At 67.8% G+C, this 19,032-nt stretch carries 20 protein-coding genes; 8 read left to right on the top strand and 12 right to left on the bottom strand.

Going from position 1 to position 19,032, the window contains the following annotated elements:
- Position 1: 1 nt before the first annotated feature.
- Positions 2–745 carry a VIT family protein gene (locus ACFXNW_RS19700; RefSeq protein WP_379419166.1) on the top strand — a complete coding sequence of 248 codons (744 nt, stop codon included), beginning with the start codon at positions 2–4 and terminating at the stop codon, positions 743–745.
- 58 nt (positions 746–803) lie between these two features.
- The gene (locus tag ACFXNW_RS19695) at positions 804–1,601 is read left to right on the top strand and encodes a hypothetical protein (RefSeq protein ID WP_379419165.1); all 798 of its coding nucleotides are present in this window, start codon (positions 804–806) and stop codon (positions 1,599–1,601) included.
- 44 nt (positions 1,602–1,645) lie between these two features.
- Here the strand turns inward: ACFXNW_RS19695 and ACFXNW_RS19690 are convergent, their stop codons facing one another.
- Together ACFXNW_RS19690 and ACFXNW_RS19685 are read right to left on the bottom strand one after the other, a co-directional pair.
- A complete protein-coding gene (locus ACFXNW_RS19690; RefSeq protein WP_379419164.1) occupies positions 1,646–2,740 on the bottom strand; it encodes a DUF6670 family protein in 1,095 nt (364 codons plus the stop codon).
- Positions 2,741–2,842: 102 nt separating this feature from the next.
- A complete protein-coding gene (locus ACFXNW_RS19685) occupies positions 2,843–3,472 on the bottom strand; it encodes a TetR/AcrR family transcriptional regulator (RefSeq protein ID WP_379419163.1) in 630 nt (209 codons plus the stop codon).
- Between the two features lie 94 nt (positions 3,473–3,566).
- Here ACFXNW_RS19685 and ACFXNW_RS19680 point away from each other — a divergent pair, with 94 nt between their 5' ends.
- Positions 3,567–4,085, top strand: a complete 519-nt coding sequence (locus ACFXNW_RS19680; protein WP_379419162.1) for a MarR family winged helix-turn-helix transcriptional regulator — start codon at positions 3,567–3,569, stop codon at positions 4,083–4,085.
- A complete protein-coding gene (locus ACFXNW_RS19675; protein WP_379419161.1) occupies positions 4,082–4,462 on the top strand; it encodes a DUF5313 family protein in 381 nt (126 codons plus the stop codon). Before ACFXNW_RS19680 ends, ACFXNW_RS19675 begins: the two co-directional genes overlap by 4 nt.
- Before the next feature lie 67 nt (positions 4,463–4,529).
- Here the strand turns inward: ACFXNW_RS19675 and ACFXNW_RS19670 are convergent, their stop codons facing one another.
- From ACFXNW_RS19670 to ACFXNW_RS19630, 9 genes are all read right to left on the bottom strand, one after another.
- Positions 4,530–5,486: an MlaD family protein gene (locus ACFXNW_RS19670; RefSeq protein ID WP_379419160.1), complete on the bottom strand. Its 957-nt coding sequence runs from the start codon at positions 5,484–5,486 to the stop codon at positions 4,530–4,532.
- Entirely contained in the window at positions 5,483–6,556 is a 1,074-nt protein-coding gene (locus tag ACFXNW_RS19665) for an MlaD family protein (protein WP_379419159.1), read from the bottom strand. Before ACFXNW_RS19665 ends, ACFXNW_RS19670 begins: the two co-directional genes overlap by 4 nt.
- Positions 6,553–7,656, bottom strand: a complete 1,104-nt coding sequence (locus ACFXNW_RS19660) for an MlaD family protein (protein ID WP_379419158.1) — start codon at positions 7,654–7,656, stop codon at positions 6,553–6,555. The genes ACFXNW_RS19665 and ACFXNW_RS19660 overlap by 4 nt, the downstream gene beginning before the upstream one ends.
- Positions 7,656–8,735, bottom strand: coding sequence for an MlaD family protein (locus tag ACFXNW_RS19655; protein WP_379419157.1), 1,080 nt, complete (start codon positions 8,733–8,735; stop codon positions 7,656–7,658). Before ACFXNW_RS19655 ends, ACFXNW_RS19660 begins: the two co-directional genes overlap by 1 nt.
- Positions 8,723–9,727, bottom strand: coding sequence for an MlaD family protein (locus tag ACFXNW_RS19650; protein WP_379419156.1), 1,005 nt, complete (start codon positions 9,725–9,727; stop codon positions 8,723–8,725). The genes ACFXNW_RS19655 and ACFXNW_RS19650 overlap by 13 nt, the downstream gene beginning before the upstream one ends.
- Entirely contained in the window at positions 9,724–10,764 is a 1,041-nt protein-coding gene (locus ACFXNW_RS19645; RefSeq protein ID WP_379419155.1) for a mammalian cell entry protein, read from the bottom strand. The genes ACFXNW_RS19650 and ACFXNW_RS19645 overlap by 4 nt, the downstream gene beginning before the upstream one ends.
- Positions 10,765–10,769: 5 nt before the next feature.
- Positions 10,770–11,636, bottom strand: a complete 867-nt coding sequence (locus ACFXNW_RS19640) for an MlaE family ABC transporter permease (protein ID WP_379419154.1) — start codon at positions 11,634–11,636, stop codon at positions 10,770–10,772.
- Positions 11,636–12,481 carry an MlaE family ABC transporter permease gene (locus tag ACFXNW_RS19635; protein ID WP_379419153.1) on the bottom strand — a complete coding sequence of 282 codons (846 nt, stop codon included), beginning with the start codon at positions 12,479–12,481 and terminating at the stop codon, positions 11,636–11,638. Before ACFXNW_RS19635 ends, ACFXNW_RS19640 begins: the two co-directional genes overlap by 1 nt.
- Before the next feature lie 619 nt (positions 12,482–13,100).
- A complete protein-coding gene (locus ACFXNW_RS19630) occupies positions 13,101–14,387 on the bottom strand; it encodes a hypothetical protein (protein ID WP_379419152.1) in 1,287 nt (428 codons plus the stop codon).
- Positions 14,388–14,579: 192 nt separating this feature from the next.
- Between ACFXNW_RS19630 and ACFXNW_RS19625 the strand changes: the two genes are divergently transcribed.
- Positions 14,580–15,251, top strand: a complete 672-nt coding sequence (locus ACFXNW_RS19625; RefSeq protein WP_379419151.1) for a phosphate uptake regulator PhoU — start codon at positions 14,580–14,582, stop codon at positions 15,249–15,251.
- A 4-nt stretch (positions 15,252–15,255) separates the two neighbouring features.
- Here the strand turns inward: ACFXNW_RS19625 and ACFXNW_RS19620 are convergent, their stop codons facing one another.
- Positions 15,256–16,179, bottom strand: coding sequence for a LysR family transcriptional regulator (locus ACFXNW_RS19620; RefSeq protein WP_379419150.1), 924 nt, complete (start codon positions 16,177–16,179; stop codon positions 15,256–15,258).
- A 71-nt stretch (positions 16,180–16,250) separates the two neighbouring features.
- Here ACFXNW_RS19620 and ACFXNW_RS19615 point away from each other — a divergent pair, with 71 nt between their 5' ends.
- The 3 genes from ACFXNW_RS19615 to ACFXNW_RS19605 all read left to right on the top strand — a co-directional run bounded on the left by ACFXNW_RS19615 (position 16,251) and on the right by ACFXNW_RS19605 (position 18,999).
- Positions 16,251–17,381 (top strand): TDT family transporter, encoded by a 1,131-nt coding sequence (locus tag ACFXNW_RS19615; RefSeq protein ID WP_379419149.1) that lies wholly within the window; start codon positions 16,251–16,253, stop codon positions 17,379–17,381.
- Between the two features lie 581 nt (positions 17,382–17,962).
- Positions 17,963–18,739, top strand: coding sequence for an HNH endonuclease family protein (locus ACFXNW_RS19610; RefSeq protein WP_379419148.1), 777 nt, complete (start codon positions 17,963–17,965; stop codon positions 18,737–18,739).
- A gap of 35 nt (positions 18,740–18,774) precedes the next feature.
- Positions 18,775–18,999, top strand: a complete 225-nt coding sequence (locus ACFXNW_RS19605) for a hypothetical protein (protein ID WP_379419147.1) — start codon at positions 18,775–18,777, stop codon at positions 18,997–18,999.
- The last annotated feature ends 33 nt before the right edge of the window (positions 19,000–19,032 follow it).

Raw genomic sequence — 19,032 nt, 5'->3', positions numbered from 1 at the left:
TATGGACTCATCCGGCGGGTCGAGCGAGATCGAGGACACCACGCCGCATCCGCACGAGCCACATACCGAGCAGCTGGCGACGCGGTTGAACTGGCTGCGCGCCGGCGTTCTCGGCGCGAACGACGGCATCGTATCGACCGCGGGCCTTGTGGTCGGTGTGGCCGCCGCGAACACCTCCACCAGCACCATCTTCACCGCGGGCATCGCCGGATTGAGTGCGGGCGCGATCTCGATGGCGGTGGGCGAATACGTCTCGGTGAGCACCCAGCGCGACTCCGAGCGGGCGCTGCTGGCCAAGGAACGCCGGGAACTGCTCGACGAACCGGATTCCGAACTCGCGGAGCTGACCGGCATCTACCGGGCCAAGGGCCTGTCGCCGGAGACGGCGCGCAAGGTGGCCGAGGAGCTCACCGCCCACGATGCGTTCACCGCGCACGCGGAGGCCGAATTGGGCCTGAACCCGGACGAGCTCACCAACCCGTGGCATGCGGCCCTGTCCTCCGCGGTCGCCTTCACCGTCGGTGCGCTGCTGCCGCTGCTGGCGATTCTGCTGCCTCCCACCGATCTCCGGATTCCGGTGACGTTCGCTGCGGTGCTCATCGCGCTCGCGCTGACCGGTTCGGTGAGCGCGAGCCTCGGCGGCAGCCGGCGGGGCCGCGCGGTGGTGCGAGTGGTGATCGGTGGCGCACTGGCCATGGCGATCACCTATGGCATCGGTCAGATCGCGGATGTCTCCGGCATCTGAGGTCTGATTTGTCCGCAGTGGCGGGTGCCGGGTGGCCGGTTAGTGCTCTACTTGGCGGGTGAGTTCAGTGTTCGCCGTACTGCCCGCCGCCGCAACGGGTTCGCCGGAACGGGCTTTCGAGCAGTACGAGGCGATCCTGGCGGGGCCGGAACCGACGGCACCGCTGCCGGTGGTCGGTGTCGTGACCGCGCAGCTCGGCCGGCAGCCGGCACCGCTGTCGGTCGCGCAGCCCCCCGACGGACGTGGGGTCCTGCTGCGCAGCGAATCCGATGATTACCTCGCCTGCCTGTGCGCCGCGCTGCGACTGACCGCCAACCGCGATCTGGCGGTGTTCGATGTCGCCGACGGGCGCTTGCACGATCCGCGCACCGCGGTCCGGCTGTCCGTGACAGCGGGCACGCACAATTTCCCCCATCTGACCGAATCGCTGGTGGACATTCTGATCCCGGACGGCCAAGAACTCAACGGACCGATACTCACGCTCACGCACGACCACCTCACCGACATCCGTACCAGACAGTTGCCTGACGGCATCCACGAGCTGACCAGCCGCACCGGCAACAAGCACTTCCGCCTCCTCACCGACGACGCCCTATTGGCCCGCAAAGCGGTGTGGTCGTGGGCACGCAAAGATTCCTGGTGGCACCAGGCCATCGCCTGGCAGCCGTGCGAACCGCCGACCGCGGCCGATCACGCACCCGCCATCGACGAGGCCGCGGCCCTGCGAGCCGAACTCCATGAGCTGCGCGCCGAGGCCGCCGAGCTCGAGGCGCTCGACATCGGCGCGGCCATGACCCAACTGGACGCCCTCACCCAATCAGTACTCGACATCGATATCCCTGATCTCGACTTCTGACCTCGCGCCGAGCGCGGGCAGCAGGCGCACCCCGACCGGATGGCTCATCGCCCCTCACAGTCCACCCATTCCAAGTACCCGCTCCCGTCGATGGCCCGCCCACGCCAGGTCCCCGCATAGGTGACCGCGCCCGCGTACCCCCGGCCGTGCCCGTAGCGCAGCGGTGAGTCGACGGTCGCGTGCAGGGCGAAGACCTCGCGGCTGCCGTCGCGCACCGACCAGCGCAGCTCGCGAGGTACCCGCATCGTGCGGCCGAGTTCGTCGATGGCGGGGCGGTCGGCGAGCACCTCCATCTGGACGTCGGTGTAGGCGCGGGCGTCGCCGTCCAGGGAGCGCAGGTGGGCCATGCGGCAGGCGGTGGTGCCTGCGGCCCGGACGTCGGTGAGCAGCAACTGGGTTCGGTGATCGAGGTTGATGATCTGGTAGGTGAAGAAGTCGACGGGCAGTTTCAGGCACTCGGGCACCGGCCGGGCGGTCAAGGCCTGGGGTGACACGCAGCGGGCGTACTCGACCGTGCACAGCGTCTCGAACTCGACGCTGCCCTCGGCGTCGGTGAGGGTGCCGCGACAGGTCGCCAGCAAGCTGACGTGATCGTAGACCGGGGTGCGGATGAACCAGGAAGCCTGGGCGGTGGCGGTGATCTCGGCATCCACGCGGAAGCCCTGGTAGCGGCCGGTCAGGGTGAAATTCGGATAGGTCCCGGAGATGTCGAGATCCTCGCCCCAGCGCAACACCGACCCGTCGGCGGCGAATTCGCACTCCGAGCGGGTGTCGTAGGCGCGGTAGTGGCGCTGCGTGGCGTGGGCGGTCGAGGAGAACACCGTGCTGGTGTGCCTGGCGTCGGCGACGGTCAGGTAGTCGTTGTCGAAGCACACCGAGCCGGTGGCGCCGATCAGCGTCATCGTGTTCAGGTAGCGGTGTCTGCCGGGCAGCCGCGGGATGAAGATGCCGTAGTGCGTCCACGCCCACAGCGACGAATCCTGATGCGGGCGCAGCATATCCGGGCGATCGAAGGGCCTGCTGGATTCGATGACGCGCCGATCCACCCGGGGCGCGAGGCCGGACAGCAGGGCCCGGGCCGCAACGCGCACCGGCAGACTGCGCTGCCCGTTTCGGTCGGTGATCTTGGTTGCCGACATAGGAACACCCTCTCGACCAACTCCGGTACACCCGATGACGGGCACCCGGTGCGCGCCACGTTGCGCGACGAACGGTTAATTTACCGATCGGTCATAAAGGGGTCAAGACCGCGTGCTCCGATCCCGCGCACCGGCGTCTGCAACCAGATCGAGAATGCGCATCGACCGCGCCGCCATATCGGCTGCCGAATGCTCCGGATGACGCAGCCACCACCGCACCACCGAGCTCACCATCCCGGTCCACACCTCGGTCAGCACCGCCAGGTCATCGGCGTCGACCGCACGCCCGTCCGCGGCACCCACCACCGCCACACCCCGCGACGCCTGCTCGATCAGCCGAGCGCGCACCCGGGCAGCCTCGGCCGACCCGTTCCCGTCGTCGGGCAGGCTGCGATCCCACAGGACGTTCCAGTCGTTGGGCCGCGGCTCCAGCGCGGTGAAGATGGCGGTGAGCACCATCGCGGGCAGGCGCAGGCCGGAGAGGCCGTCGGTCATCGCACCCTCGATATGGGCGGACAGATTGTCGCCGGCGCGCCGCACACACGCGGTGTAGAGCCCGTCCTTGGACGAGAAGTACGCCAGCACCATCGGCTTGGAGATCCCGGACCGGGCGGCCACGGCAGCCAGGGACGTTCCCGCGTAACCGAACCGGCCGAACTCCTCGGTCGCGGCATCCAGGATCTGCCGCTCGCGCTCCGCGCGCGGAACACCCTTCGTACCTGCCGTACCCATTCATCTATCAGACCACCCGGCAGACCGCAGAGCGAACAGGACGCCGGTCACAATTACTTCACACACTAACTATTAATGCGCTAACGTGGTGGGCATGAAGGGAGAGGTGATGGACACCGAGATCGACGATCCGCTGCGCCTGGACCGCCAGGTGTGTTTCGCGCTCGCGGTGGCCAACCGCGCGGTGCTCGCGGTCTACCGGCCGCTGCTGGAGCCGATGGGGCTCACCCATCCGCAGTATCTGGTGATGCTGGCGCTGTGGGGTTCGGCGCCGATGTCGGTCAAAGAGATCGCCGAGGCCATCCAGCTCGACTCTCCTACTCTGTCGCCGCTGCTCAAGCGGCTGCACAGCGCCGGACTGATCACCCGCGAGCGCGATCCGCGCGACGAACGCAACCTGGTGATCGATCTGACCGAACAGGGTCGCGCCCTGCGCACACAGGCCGAGGCCATCCCGCCGGCCGTGGTGCAGCGGCTCGGGGTCAGCCTGGCCGATCTCGAAGAACTGCACACCGTGCTGACTCGCGTGAACCAGGCCGCCCGCCGATCCGTGCTCGCGGACTCGCCCCACACCGAAGCGGACCAGGCCCATATCGAAGGAGTGAGCTCATGAGCGGCGAACGACGACGCCCGAACCCGATCCAGTGGCTCGGCTACGCCTGTGGGCGCCGGCTACCGGATTCCATGCGCGATTGGGTCCGCAACGACCTCACCGGCAAGTACGCCTTCCCCCGCCACGTCGTGCGCGGCCTGGTCCCGTTCGTCCCGCTGTTCGCGGTGTTCATGCTGTTCCCGGGCGAACTGTGGCTGCGCGGCTCGATGGTGCTGCTCGCCCTGCTACTTGCCCTCTTCTACACCGTCGCCTTCATGCCGATGAACCGCGGCCACCGCCTGGCCAAGCACGGATTCCCCCAGGACCTCGAGAACCCCGAACGCGCCGACCGCCGCGCCCGTGAGCGCGCCCGCTACGCCGCCCAGCACCCGCACTGACGCGGCGAGTGGTACTTGGCTGCGGCGTTTCGCGAGTAGACCCCGAAGCCAGGTACCACTCGTAGAACTACTTGACGGTGACGCGGACTTGGACGGCGTCGGCGTCGGTGGATGCGAGTGCTTGGGAGATGAGGGCGGAGATGTCGAGGCGGGGGGCCGTGGTGGTGACGGCATCGGCCAGCGGTTGCAGGCCGGGGAGCAGGGAGGCCAGTTCGGGACCGACCTGATGGACCCATTCGGTGAGTCGTTGCAGGAACGGCACCAGGCCGTTGCCCTCGAGGTACATCTCGGGGGCGTTGCCGGTCTGGATCAACCGGCCCACCGATTCGACCAGCTCGTCGAGGCGCTGGGCGAACTCGGTGAAGGCGGGCGCAGCGGCCGCGGTGGCCGGTCCGGCCCAGTCGATGTCCTGGGAGACGGTCTCGAAATCGTTGAGCAGCTGGGCGATCTGCGGTTCCCGCGACACGATGGTGGAGGCGAGCAGATCGGCGGCGCGGGTGAGTTCCGGCATCACGGCATCGGTGCCGTGCAGCGCGACGCTCATAGTCTCGGCCAGTGATCCGACCACCGCGGGATCGAGCTGGTTCATCGTATTGGTGACCATCCGGGCCGCCTGCGGGATCGACAGCGGCGTACGCACCTCCTGCGAGTGCAGCTGCTGACCGTCCTCCAGGTACGGTCCCGCACCGGTTTTCGGCCGGAACTGCACGTACGGTTCGCCCAGCGCGGACAGATGCTCGATGGTGACGATGCTGTCGGTGGGCACCTTGTGGTCGCTGTCCACCCGCAACCCGACCTCCACACCGGAGACGGTGCGGTCCACCGAGGTCACCCGCCCGACCTCGATACCGGTCAGCAGGATCGGCGAACCCACCCCGAGCCCACCGGAATTCGTCAGCACCATCGATGCCTCGGTGTAGTCGGCGAACGGATCGACCTGCACCACACCGAAGGTCAGATAGCTCGCGCCGAGCACGGTGATGGCGGCGATACCGCCGAGAGAGGCCAGCGGGCCGATCTTCATCGGATGGCTCCGATCATGCGCAGGGTCTGCAGGATCCGGTCGACCTGGTCGTCGGCAGAGATCGGTGCGCCACCCTCCGGCGACACGCTGACCCCGGAAACGTTCACCTTCGCACCGCGCTCCACGAACGGAATGATCTTGTCCCGCAACAGCGCGGTGAGCAGCGCGAGATTCGACGGCGAGGCGGTGTTCAGCGGCGCACCCGTGATCAACGGCGCGAACGCCATCGCGGCCGCGTCACCGGACTGGACCAGTGGCGCCAGCCATGCCATCGAATGACCGACCGGCCCCAGCGCGCCGAAGATATCGGTGACACCGGAGATGGAGGTGGTGGCCGCATTCATCTGCTCCACCGATTCCGGACGAAGAATATTGTCCAGCTCGGGCTGGATCTCGTGCAGCACACTCGAATTCATCTCGAGGCCGTACAGCAGCCGGTCCACCTGATCGAGGTTCGCGGCCAGATCGACGGCGTCGCCCGCCATCACCTGGGTGATGCGCTGGGTTTCCATCGGATCCTGCGGCAGTACCGAATTGAACCGGTTGATGATGTCCTGCAACTGGCCCACCGCGCCGCCCTGCACGAACACCGCCATGGCGGCCATCGTGTCCTCGAGCTGCACCGGCGGCTTGGTGTGTTCGAGGGTGATGGTGCCACCGCGCGGCAGCAACGAGTCGAACCCGTCGGGCGGGGTGGTCAACGCGATGTGGATATCGCCGAGCACGGTGTTCTGGCGCAGTTCGGCGATCGTGGTGTCGGGCAGGCGCACATCATCGGAGACCTCGATGTCGACCACGACGTACCCGCCGCGACCCTGCGGCGCCTCGGCAGCAGGCACGACCCGCACCGATTCCACCGTCCCGACCTGCGCGCCATTGGCGATGACCTTGGCACGCGCGGGCAGATTCAACACGTTCGCGAACTCGATGCCGACCTTGTAGGTCGACCCCGACACCGAGGTGCCGGGCACCGGAACCTGGGCCGGATCGAACCCGCAGCCCCCGACGGTCAGCGCGGCCACCGACACCAGTGCGACCGCGGCACAGCGCATCCCGAGCAGCGCGGTCATCGCGCACCTGCCAATCCCAGCACCAGCTGAACGAGTTGGACATCGACCATGCCGTTGTCTGCGCCCGCACAGCGACCTGGCGCGACGGCGTTGATGGCGGCGCAGACCTGTTCGGCGTCGCGGTGCGCGATCGCCACCCGCGGCGGGGCGTAGACCAGGCCGGGCGCACCGGTCGCCGGATCGGTGACCGAGCGGAACGCGGAGGTCAGCGCGGGTGCCATGAGGACGACCTCACGTAGCGAGCCGACGTTGGCGCGCAACATCTTCACCAGCGGAACCAAGCCGTCCAGAGTGCCCATCAGCGGGTCGGCGAGGATGGTGGTCAGCTCGTTGAGCATTGGCAGCACCTCGCGCAGCCCGTCGAACAACGCCGCACCAGGCACCAGCAGATCGTTGCTGGCCTGGTTCAGCACCGGCGCCAACCGGGTGAGCATGGTCTTCAGGTCGCCCCAGTGCGCGCTGACCTTCTGCGATACCGAGGAGAACGCGTCGAAGATGCCCGCGAGATGGCCGATATCGGCGTCGGGGGATTTCAGCGTCGAGCCGAGCTTCATGACCAGATCGTTGATCTGCGCACCGGTCCCTGCGGTCGCCGAGTCCAGCGCGGCGAGGCCACCGGCCAGCGCATCCGGCTGGGTCTGCGGTGTGCCGCCGATCTGGTCGGACAGCGCCGCCAGCGCGGTAATGGTTTCGGTGAGGCTCTTGGGCGTCAGGGTTTTGGTGATGCACTGCCCGGCGTCCCACTGGTCGGCGGTCTTGCCGCTGGCCAGCACTGCCAGTTCGCGATCGGCGACAACGCTGTCGGACAGCGTGGTTGCCGAGGCGTCGGCGTAGACCGGGTATTGCGCGTCGACGTCGAAATCGACGCGCACGGCGGCACCTTCGGGCCGGATACCGGTTACCGTGCCGACATTGATGCCGCGCATGGAGACCTGGTTGCCCTCGTACAGGCCCACGCTGTCGGGCATGATCGCGCAGTAGGACCGCGTGTCCTCGATCGGGTCGAACGCGATCACATACCCCGCGACCGCGAGCAGCGCGATGACCAGCGCACCCGCGATCGACATGAATGCCTGCGAGCCGAGAATCCGCTTCAGCATCAGCACACCTTCCCCGGCACCGGAACACACACCGGGCCGAGCGCGGCCCCCGGATCCAGACCCGGTGGCGCGGTGACCGTTTCACCGGAGCGGTCGATCGTCACGGGACCATCCGGGATCACCAGTCCACCCAGCCGTTCGCCAAGGCCTTGCACCGCGGTGATGAGCGGCTCGAGCTGGGTGCCGAATTCCTCCAGTCGCGGCAGCGCGTCGGCGAGCTGCTGCGCCTTCGGCTTCAGCGTGTCGTCCCAGGCCGGAACGAGGGTGGCCAGCCGCTGCACCACCGACGACAGCAACCCGACCGCCTCTTTCAGCTCGGCGCGCTTGTCCAGCAGCAGGGTTTCCATCAGGTTGACGTTGTCCATCAACCTGCCCAGATCGGACTTGGCGCCGTCGTACATGGTGACGTACTCGTCGGCGACGGCGATCGCGTTCGACACCTGGGTGCGCTGACGTTCGATCGCGTCGAGATACTGGCCGAGCGTGTCCAGCGTGGTGCGCAAGGTGTCGGGCGCGCCGTCGATGGATGTCTGGATCGAGGCCAGATTGCGGCGCAAGGTGTCGCCGTCGGTGGCCTGCAAGGGCGTGGTGGCGTCCTGGAAGGTTTCGATCAGGCTGTAGGGCAGGCGAACCCGATCCGACGGGATCGTCTTGTCCCCCAGCGGCTCGTCACCGGCCGGAAACAGCGCGACGTAGTGGCCGCCGACGATGGTGAGCATGCGGATATCGAGTGAGCTCTGATCACCGACGAATACCTCCGAGTCGACGGTGAACTCCATGACGACCCGGTCCGGTTTCAAATCGAGCGATTCCACCGTGCCGACCGAAATACCGGCCAGCCGCACATCGTCGCCCACTTTCACCGACTGCGCTTCGGTGAGTTCGGCGGTATAGGTGGTTTTGCCGAACGGCACCACGTACACGACGGCGGCGGCGACGGCGGCGATCACAAGCACCACGGCGCCGATGATGCCGAACCGCAGCTCCTTACGCAGCCGGGTCGGCGCGTCCATGATCGGCGTATTACCGCTGAACACACGGCGGATCCGGGCAGCACCGGGCAGTTTCACGCGTTGCATATCGCGACCTTCTGTCCGCCGATGAGCACCTGCACCGGCTCGGGCAGTTCGGCTTGTCCTTTGCTGCACTCGGGCTTCCAGCCCGCGATGGTGCGCGGCAGGGCATTGTCGATCGTGGCGAGCAGGCCGGGCAGCCTGCCGAACACCTCGACCGCTTGCTGCGGATCGGGGAACAGTCCGCGGATCATCGCGTCCACGTCGGTGCCTGCGTCGGTGCTCAGGCCGAGCGCGTCGAGCAGACGGTCGATCGGCGCGAGTACCGAGGGCGCGGTCATCGCGAATTCGGCCAGGCCACCGACATTGGCGCGCAGCGCCTCGAAGATGTCGGACAGTCGCGCCAGCAGCGGCACCAGATGGTGCACCCGGCCACCGACCCGGTCGGCGAGATCGGACATGTTGCCGACCAGTGTGGCGATCACTTCCTGCCGGTTGCCGACGTGTTCGCTGAGCTTGCCGATGGCATCCAGGGCCGGCCCGAGTCCGGCGCCGTCACCCTCGATCACCGCGAGCATGCTCTCGGTGAACTGGTTGATCGCCTCCGGAGACATGGTGGCCAGCACCGGCTTCAGGCCGTTGAACAGACTGGTCACATCGAAGGACGGCAGCGTCATCTCGGTGCCGATGGCCGCGTCCGCGGACAGCCGGGCGCCGGGGTTCGGCTGCTGCTGTAGATCGATGTAGCGCTGGCCGGTGAGGTTCTGGTAGCGGATGGCCAGCACGCTGTTGTCATAGATCGGGGTCGAGGTCTTGACCGTGAGGTGCACCTCGGCCTGATATCCGCTGAGTTCGATGCCCTCGACCTTGCCGACCTGCACGCCGTACATGCGCACGTCGTCGCCGACCTTGAGACCGGTGGCGTCGGTGAACAGCGCGCTGTGCGCCTCGGTGTCACCGCCGACCGGCCGCTTGATGGCCGTGATGACCACCAGCAGGATCGCCACCATCACCGCGGCGAACAGCACCAGCCGCCAGGCCGCGCCACGTACCGTCATCGCGCACCTCCCTGTGCGGGCAGTCCGAGCAGCGGCACCGCGATACCGGGCACACCACGCAGCTCGAGTTCGAGATCGAGGACGGGACCGTCCGGGGTGTCCTTCATGGCCGCACCGAGCCGGGTCAACAAGTCACGTAGTTCCGCGGCGGACTGCTGCGGACGTGGCACCGTGCGCGCCAGCGCCGTGAGTAGCGGCACCAGCATGTCGGTGTAGCCCGAGAGCTGACCGGCCTCGGTCAGCGTGGTGGCAAGCGCGGGCAGGATCTGCCCGGTCAGTGCGCTCACACCGGCATCGAGACGTTCGCGATCGGTGTTCAGCACACCGATTTCCACGAGCTGGTCGATGACCTCGATGGTGGCGCCCGCGAACTTTCCGCCGCCGTCGAAGGCGCCGCCGAGGCGGCCGAACAGCTCCGACGACGGCATGGACTGGTTGTCGGCGACGGTGCGCGCGGCCGCGATCAACGCTTCCGCGAGCGGCGTGAACGCCTTGACGTCCGCGGCGGCCTGCGCGATGACGGTCGCCATCTGCGGCGTGAACACCGTCGCGCCGACCTGCGACATACCGCGCAGCAGGCTGCCCATGGTGGCGTCGTAGACGTCGGCGGCGCGGTCGCCGGTCAGGTCGATCACCATATCGCCGCGCAGCGGCGAACCGCCGTCACCGGGCAGCAATTCGAGTTCGCTGACGCCGAACAGGTTGGCCGGTGCGTAATCGACCTTCAGGCTGTCGTCGAGCCCGGACAGCCGAGTGTCGTCGAGTTGCAGCGTGATGCGTTGAGTGCCGAGCACATCGGGCGCGATCTCGGCGACCTCGCCGACCAGCACACCGTCGACGCGCACCTGGGTCCCCGCGACCACGCCGTCACCGATCTGCTCGGTGTGCAACGCGATCCGCAATCCGTCCTCCGAACGCAGCGCGCGGTAGCAGACTGTGGCCAGCAGCACCGCGACGATCACACCGACGATCACCGCGCCGACCGTCATCGCGCGGGCCCGGTCGGCCGCGACTCCTGGCATTCCGTATTTCGGCATCTGTCCTACCCCGTGAAACTGATCGCCGAGTTGAAGCCCCACAGCGCGATGGACAGCACCATGTCGATCGCGATGATCGCCACGAAGCTGGCCCGCACCGCACGGCCGGACGCGATTCCCACGCCCTCCGGGCCGCCGGTGGCGAAGAACCCGTAATAGCTGTGCACCAAGATCACCACCGTGCCGAAGATCGCCACCTTGATCACCGCGGCGATCACGTCGAAACCGGACACGAACTGGAAGAAGTAGTGGTCGTAGACGCCCGCCGACTGGCTGTGCACCAGGGTGAGCAGACCGCGGCAGGCCAGGTAGCTCAGGATCAGCGCGATCAGGAAGGTCGGCACGATGGCGATGGCCCCGGCGATGACGCGGGTGGTGACCACGAACGGCACCGACCGCAGACCGAGCGCCTCGATGGCGTCGATCTCCTCGGAGATACGCATCGACCCGATCTCGGCGGTCATCCGGCATCCGGCCTGTGCGGCGAACCCGATCGCCGCCGCGATCGGCGCCAGCTCACGAGTGGTGGCGAATGCCGAAACGATGCCGGTGACCGGGCCCATGCCGAGCATGTCCAGAATCGCGAACGATTCGACACCGACCGAGGCGCCCATCACCAGACCGAGCACGATCATCATCGGCACGGTGCCGCCACCGACGATGACCGAGCCGCGGCCCCAGGTCATATCGGTGATCGCGCGCATCGTCTCCTGCCGGTAGCGGCGCACGGTCAGCGGCACAGACGACAGCACCTGCCACACGAAGACCGCCACGAATCCGAACGATTCGACACCGCGCAGCAGCCTGCTGCCGCGGCGGACATAGCGCGCGGCCCAGCCGAGCCCCTTCGGGGTGTAGGACGAGGTCGCCATCAGACCAGCCTCGTCGGCATGAACATGGCGCTGATCTGGGACATGGCGAGGTTCACGATCACGATCGAGACCACCGACAGCACCACCGCCGCGTTCACCGCATCGGCCACACCGCGCGGACCACCCTTGGCTTCGAGCCCACGCTGGCAGGCGATCACGACCACGAGGAACCCGAAGATCAGCGCCTTCACCAGCGACACCCACACATCGGCGACGGTGGTGAACGAACCGAAGGTCGCCCAATACGAACCGGGCGTGACGCCCTGGCCGCCGACGGCCACCAGGTATCCGGCCAGCACGCCGACGAAGATGATCAGCACGTTCAGCAGCGGCGCGACGATCAGCATCGCGACCATGCGCGGAATGACCAGTCGATGGATCGGGCTGATGCCCATGGTGTTGAGCGCGTCTATCTCTTCCCGGATCGTGCGCGCACCCAGGTCGGCCGCGATCGCCGCCGCACCGGCACCGCCGAGCAGGAATCCGGTGGCCATCGGCGCGCCCTGCTTGATCACCCCGAGGCCGCCGGTCGCGCCCAGCAGCGAATCCGCGCCGAGCGTATGGATCAGGTTGCCGACCTGCACCGACACGATCACACCGAACGGGATGGCCATCAGGATCGCCGGAATCGCGGTGACGGTCACCAGCCGCCACGCCTGGATCAGCGTTTCCTGCCACTGGAATTTGCCGCGCGCGATATCGCTCGCCGCGCCGGTCACCGACTCCTGCGCGACACCGACCGCACGACCGAAGGTCCGCAGCGACGACACGACCGTGCCGGAGAAATTCTTGCGCACGATCGCGACAGCCGAATCGCTCGGCGGCTTCCGGGTATCCAGCGTCATCAGCGAAGTCCTCGCGCCGCGATCGCGGCGCTTGCGCACCAGCGCGGGCGGCAGCGTGTTTCGGGTTTCATGGCGCACTCTCTGCTTTCGGCGTCGATGCCAACCCTCAGGAAGCTAATCGTTACGAGAGGTGACATACAAATTCGCAGGGGGGTGACCATGAGCACAAAGAAACTGGATTCGACATCACCCGAGAGGGTTCGTGTTATAGGTCACGATCGCCTGTGAGGCAGCCGGGGTCCAGTGCGGGCACGACCCTCGACTACAGCCGATCGGAAACCTGTCTGTGCAGTTCAGACGGCTGTGACCACAGATTTCACGGCACGGTCGGCGCCCACAACAAGCACGCCTGACGGATTACCGCCGGAAGCGAGGGCATCCCGGGTGCACGTGGCTCTGCGGCCGGCACCAGTGAACCGATCGTCGCTGCGCCGACGGCGGGAGCGAGCCCCACATGGCTGGCGATCGTCCAGCGAACTCTGGATCGGCGACTGCTCCGACCGAGCGATCGCGACCGGGCAGCCATCTGCTGGGGATCGGTACCGCGCCAACAGAACCGGCGGCGCGACCGGTCGCAGGTTCGCATGCCGACGGCCGCGGAGGCGCCCGTGCGCGTGATCTAGCGGTCGGTATCGGTGGAGCGAGTGCTGCCGGTCGGGCCGGCGTCTGATTCCGTCGAACCCGAGGCTGCCTCGGCAGAATCCGCGGCCGACCCAGCAGAACCGGCCGCCGGGGTGCTCGCGATGACCGCCGCCTCATTCCCGGCACGTGCCGCGCTCGCGGAACCGGAGGCAGCGCCGGCGGAACCGGAGACAGCCTCAGCGGAGCCAGAGTCCGTGGCCGCGGAACCGGCCGCACCAGCTGAACCGGCGGATGTCTCACGGCCGGCGCTCTTTGCCGCGGCGACCGCGCGACCAGCGGCGTCCCACCTTTCACGCATGGCCGACACGCGTGCCACCAGGCTGCGCGGTTCGGCCCCGCGGCCGACCAGCCATTGGCCGATGGCCGCCAGCGCGGAGGCGACCGCGATCACAGCGCAGGCGACAGCCGAGGGTGTGAACCGCGAGGTGGCGACGTACTGCCCTTGGCCTGCCCCAGGCAGGATGAACTTGCCCTGCCCATTCACCCAGCTCAGGAACTGGCCGACCTGACCTCCCAGGTCGTATTTCCGCGACGTCAGGGCCTTGAGTTCCGCGCCTTTGCTGTCGAGGTAGAGCATGGTGAACAGCACCAGAACCGCCACGGCCACCGATGATCCCGCCACCATTCGGGCGTAGAACTCCGTGCGCATGCGGAAGTAGAGCACTGCGAAACAGATCGTCAGCACGATCACAGCCGCGGTGACGAAGGCCCAGAGACCGCTGACCTGCGGGGTCTTCGGCGGCGACTTAGACCAGACGGTCAGGTATTTGGTGGTCACATCGATGCGGCCGAACGCGGTGGATTCCACGGATCCGTTGGCTCCGGAGGCCACCAACCACGGCCGTGTCATCAATATCAAGGTGATGAACGCCCCGGCCGCCGCCAGCAGATAGCCCCAATGTCCCCGCAGCGGAGATGCCACGCCCCGCGCCGTCGCCATCCGCTCACGAACCTCGCCCACCTGCCGCGCGACCCGAGATCCACCCGATCCCGCGCTGCTCGAGGGTGGGCCTGCGGCCGCGGATTCAGCCGAACTCGCGACCGCGAGCCCATGCGAACCGCCAGCGGCGCCTTCGACCGAGCTCGTGACCGCGGGCTCGCCGGCGTCGGCTGACGCCGATCCGCTCGAACTCGCGGCTGCGGAGTCGTGCGGACCCGCCGCTACGGATTCGGTGGAACCCTCCGTGGCGGGCGCATGCGGACTCGCCGGTTCGACACCGGTGTCTCGGGCAGCTTTGGCCTGCCAGGGGGTTGGGCCAGCCATTACCGCAGTTTATGGTGCCTGCACTGGTGGGAATACCGGTGCGGAGCGGTCGGCGAGCGGCGGCGACAGGTGCCGAAACAGGGCCGTTCGCGCGGATTTCATGCGGCGCGGCAAGGCATTCCGGGCAGTCCCGGCAACGAAGATCACGCGATCAATCGACCGGCGGGGTACACATAGGCGACAATTTGGCGCGTGCGGACCCAGTTCACCAATGAGCTCGTCGCGTTGACCGATGAGTTGACGCAGATGTGCCGGCTCACCCAAGACGCCGCCGAGCGCGTCACCGACGCGCTCGTCGATGCCGACCTCACCGCGGCCTACGAGGTCTTCGCCCTCGACGAGCGGCTACAGGCCATGTACGCGGCATGCGAGGAGCGCACGGTGGTGCTGCTCGCGCTGCAGGCGCCGGTCGCCCGCGATCTGCGGCACGTAGTGACCGCCATCCAGATCGCGGGTGAGCTGTCCCGGATCGGCTGGCTCACCAGCCGGGTGGCCGATCAGGTCTACAAGAGCAATCCGGATCCGGTCGCCCCCGAACCGATCGTGGCATTGCTCGCGGAGATGGGCAGACGCGCCGCCCGCGCGACCGCACACGCTCTTCGCTCGGTCGCCGCCGGGCAACAGCCGCCCGAAGAGGCACCAGATCCGCCCGTCGAGACCATGGAAGCGCTGAACCACCAGCTGCATTCGGCCCTCAGCGCCCCGGCCTGGACCGGAAGCACCGACACCGCCATCGAACTCGCCCTGCTCGGCCACCACCTGGAACGCTGCGTCGACCACACCGCCCGCATCGAACGCCTGATCCGCTTCCTCGACACGGGCGTCCCGCCGACTGCGCAACCCGTCGAGGAAGAGGCGGACTGAGCGACTACCGCCCCGCCTCCGCGGTAGACCGGCGGGCGATCGTGTAGAGATCGCGCGCAGGCCCGGTCGGCCGTGTACCCGCAGGCCACACCGCACGCAGCACTCGGTCGAGTTCGAGCCCGGTCACGGTGGGCGCAACCAGAGTCCCCGCCGCTACCTCGGCGGCGACCGCGAGTGAACTGAGCACGGCAGGACCGACGCCCGCGGCAACGGCCGATTTGATCGCGGTCACCGACGACGCCTCCAAGGCCACCGCCGCACGCGCGCCCGGCCGTGCCCGAGCCAATGCGTGCTCGAACCAGTTCAGCGTGCCGGACCCGGCTTCCCGTTGCAGCAGCGGCGTTTCGACCAGCTCATCGATGCCCACCGAGCCCCGCCGGGCCCACCGATGATCCGGCGAGACCACCACTACCAAGCGGTCCTTGCCCACCACCCGGCTGTCCAAACCGGCGAAACTCTGTCTGCTCTCGATGAACCCGATCGCCGCCCGGCCATCCAGTACCGCTTGCGCGACCTCCGCCGAATTGCCGGATTCGAGCGCGATGGTGAGATCGGCCGCCGAAGCGCGCAGTGCCGTCAGCCAGCCCGGGAACAAATATTCTGCGATGGTCTGGCTGGCCGCGACGCGCAGCCGGGAGTCGCGTTCGGCGCGCAAGGTGTCGATACCGGCGTCCAACTGTCCGGCCGCGTCGATGACGGCACGAGCCCACTCCACGATGAGCGCGCCGGCACGGGTGGGCCGGGAGCCGAGGGTGGTGCGTTCCAGGACCGGTACGCCGACCAGCTTCTCCAGGGTGCGAATCCGTGAGGACGCCGATGGCTGGCTGATGCCGTGCGCTTGCGCGGCACGGCCGAGGCTGCCGAGCTCGACCACCGACAGCAGCAGGTCGAGCGCGGCGAGATCGGGCACCCGCGGCGACAAAGGCATAGAACCATTCTATGTACCCATAGGACTGCGGCGACTACCCGGCGCGGCGGTGTCGCGCGAGCCTTGGGTTCATGACACTTACCGCGACCCACGTCCCCGTCGTCCGGCGCAGCGCACCCGCGCGCACCGGCGCGCTGGCCAACGTCGGGCTGAACTGGTTCGCGATCGTCATGGGCACCGGGATCGTCGCCAATGCCGCGGCCACGTTGCCGATCCAGCTACCGGGGCTGCGAGCAGCCGCCACCATGATGTGGATGCTGGCCGCCCTGCTGCTGGCCGCGCTCGGCGTGGCATGGGCGGTGCGCGGAGTTCGTCATCGAGGACACGTCCGCGCCGAGCGCGATCATCCGGTCCTCGCCCACTTCTCCGGCGCGCCGCCGATGGCGCTGCTCACGGTCGGCGCGGGCGCCATGCTGCTCGGCAAGGACGTCATCGGCGAGACCGCGGCCGTGACGCTGGACTGGATCTTGTGGCCGCTGGGCACAGCACTCGGCTTGGCCACCGCGTTCGCGGTGCCGTACCGGATGATCACCCGCACCCCGGCGGGCGCCCCGGACGCGGCATTCGGCGGATGGCTGATGCCTGTCGTTCCGCCGATGGTCTCCGCAGCCACCGGCGTACTGCTTCTCCCCCACACTCCGCCGGGACAGGCGCGCCTGACGCTACTGGCCTGCTGCGGCGCGATGTTCGGCCTGAGCCTGATCGCCGCCCTGATCACTACCACCATGATCTGGTCGCGGCTGATGCATTTCGGCGCGCCCGCCGCAGGCCTGGTGCCCACGCTGTGGATCGTGCTCGGACCACTCGGCCAGTCGGTGACCGCGGCGGGCGCGATGGCCGACGCCGCACCCATGGTCGTCCCGGCGCACGAAGCGTCCGGATTGGTCGTGGCCTCGACCGTTTTCGGCATCGCGACGTGGGGCTTCGCCATGCTGTGGTTGACCCTTGCCCTCGCCGTCACCGTGCGCACGGTCCGGGCGGGCGCCCTCGGCTTCTCCCTCACCTGGTGGGGATTCACCTTCCCCCTCGGCACCTGCGTCACCGGCAGCACCGCCCTGTTCCACCACACCGGCGCCGACGTATTCGCCGTCGCGGCCGTTGCGCTGTACGCGCTGCTGATCGCCGCCTGGTTGACGGTGGCGCCGCGGACAGCACTCGGAGTACGCGACCGTTCCCTGCTGCGACCCGCCGCGCCGGTGTGATCGTGACCACCGGATAATCGCAGCTCACCGCACGTACTCTCGAGCGGTGAGCGGACGAACCCCCAGCCTGACCACCATTTCCGTACCCGAGCAGTAGATCCACCCCAGCCGACCTGGACAAAACTCCCAATCGTGGGAAGTAGGTAGGGTGTTTGCAGACACGAAATCAGACATCTACTATTCAGTTACGTAGATGAAAGCTTGGTCCGGGTGGACGCCCGGATCGCGAGCGTCACGACGAGTTTGCGCTCGTGCGACACGACACCCCGGGACTACCCCCTCATCAGCCTCGAGGTGTCGTGGCGCGGCCGGTCTGGACAACTGGCCGCCCCTCAGTCGCGCGGGCGGACATCGAATTCGCCCGTGGCAAGCCATCCCCGGATCAGCGCCGGCACGCCGGTCCGGGGATGGTCCACGTGACCACTAGGTGTGGTGTGCGTAATCTCATACTTGTCAGTGCCTTCGACAGCACGCGACACCGGGTAGCTTGACGCCCGGTAATTTTCGGGCGCAGGACAAGGAAGTCAGTTGAGTTTCACCGCACTCCAGATCGTTTCCCCTGTCCGCTTCGAGGTCGCGCGGTGAACAATCTGCTCTCCCGGGCGTCGGGCCGGACCCGCACCATCATCGCCGCCGCCGTCTGCCTCATCGCGCTCGGCATCGTCGGCTACGGATACGTCGACGATATGTTCGCCAAGCGTGGCGCCGGTTCCGCGGGCGCGGCAACCACTTCCGGCCGCGATGTCAGCGAACTGCTCGGTCGGCTCAGCGTGGCTGCCGAAGGCTCGATGAACGGCTACAGTCGGGAGAACTTCCCGCACTGGGATTCCAACAAGCCCGAACACGGCTTCGGCCCCGAGTTCGCCCAGTACAGCAAATGCACCACCCGCGAGGTGATGATGCTGCGCGACGCCACCGGCAAGGTCACCCTCGACGCGAAGACCTGCGATCTGACCGTCGGCGCGGACGGCGGCTGGCGCGACCAGTACGGCTTCACCGACCGCAAGACCGGGCAGTTGAAGCCGTACAAGTGGATGACCGACCCCGCCTCGGTCGACGCCGAGCACATCGTCCCGCTCGCCGAGGCCTGGCGCTCGGGCGCGGACAAGCTCGACGAGCCCACCCGCCGCCGCATCGCCAACGACTCGGGCAATCTCATCGCCTCCGACCCCTCGGCCAACCGCTCCAAAGGTGACCAGGACGCCGCGCACTACCTCCCACCGGGCAATTTCCGGTGTGGCTATATCGATCACTACATCAAGATCAAGGTAAAGTACGGCCTCACCGTCGACCCCGACGAGCAGAAGGCCCTCCGTACCGCCGTCGACGACTGCGTCAAGCGAGGAGAATTCCTATAAGCGACATCATCGAGCTCACCGCCGCGGCTGCCGTCATGACCGAAGAGGAAGGGACGGTATCCGGCGACCTCGATGTCACCGTCGACGCATCCGGTAAAGGCCTGGTCCGCTACCGCGACACCGAAACCTGGTACACCATCGGCAACCTCGATGCCGAACCCGCACGGACGTGGACTTCGGTCACCGAGCTGGTCACCGCTATCGAGGCGAACGTCGGCGCCCGCGACGCTGCGGGAAACACCATCCCCTTCGAAGCGTGAAGCCGCTGCCGGCATAGCCGCCATCGCACCGCC

The sequence above is a fragment of the Nocardia sp. NPDC059180 genome, from assembly GCF_042754945.1.
Lineage (GTDB): Bacteria > Actinomycetota > Actinomycetes > Mycobacteriales > Mycobacteriaceae > Nocardia.
This window is presented reverse-complemented; position numbering and strand designations above follow the sequence as displayed.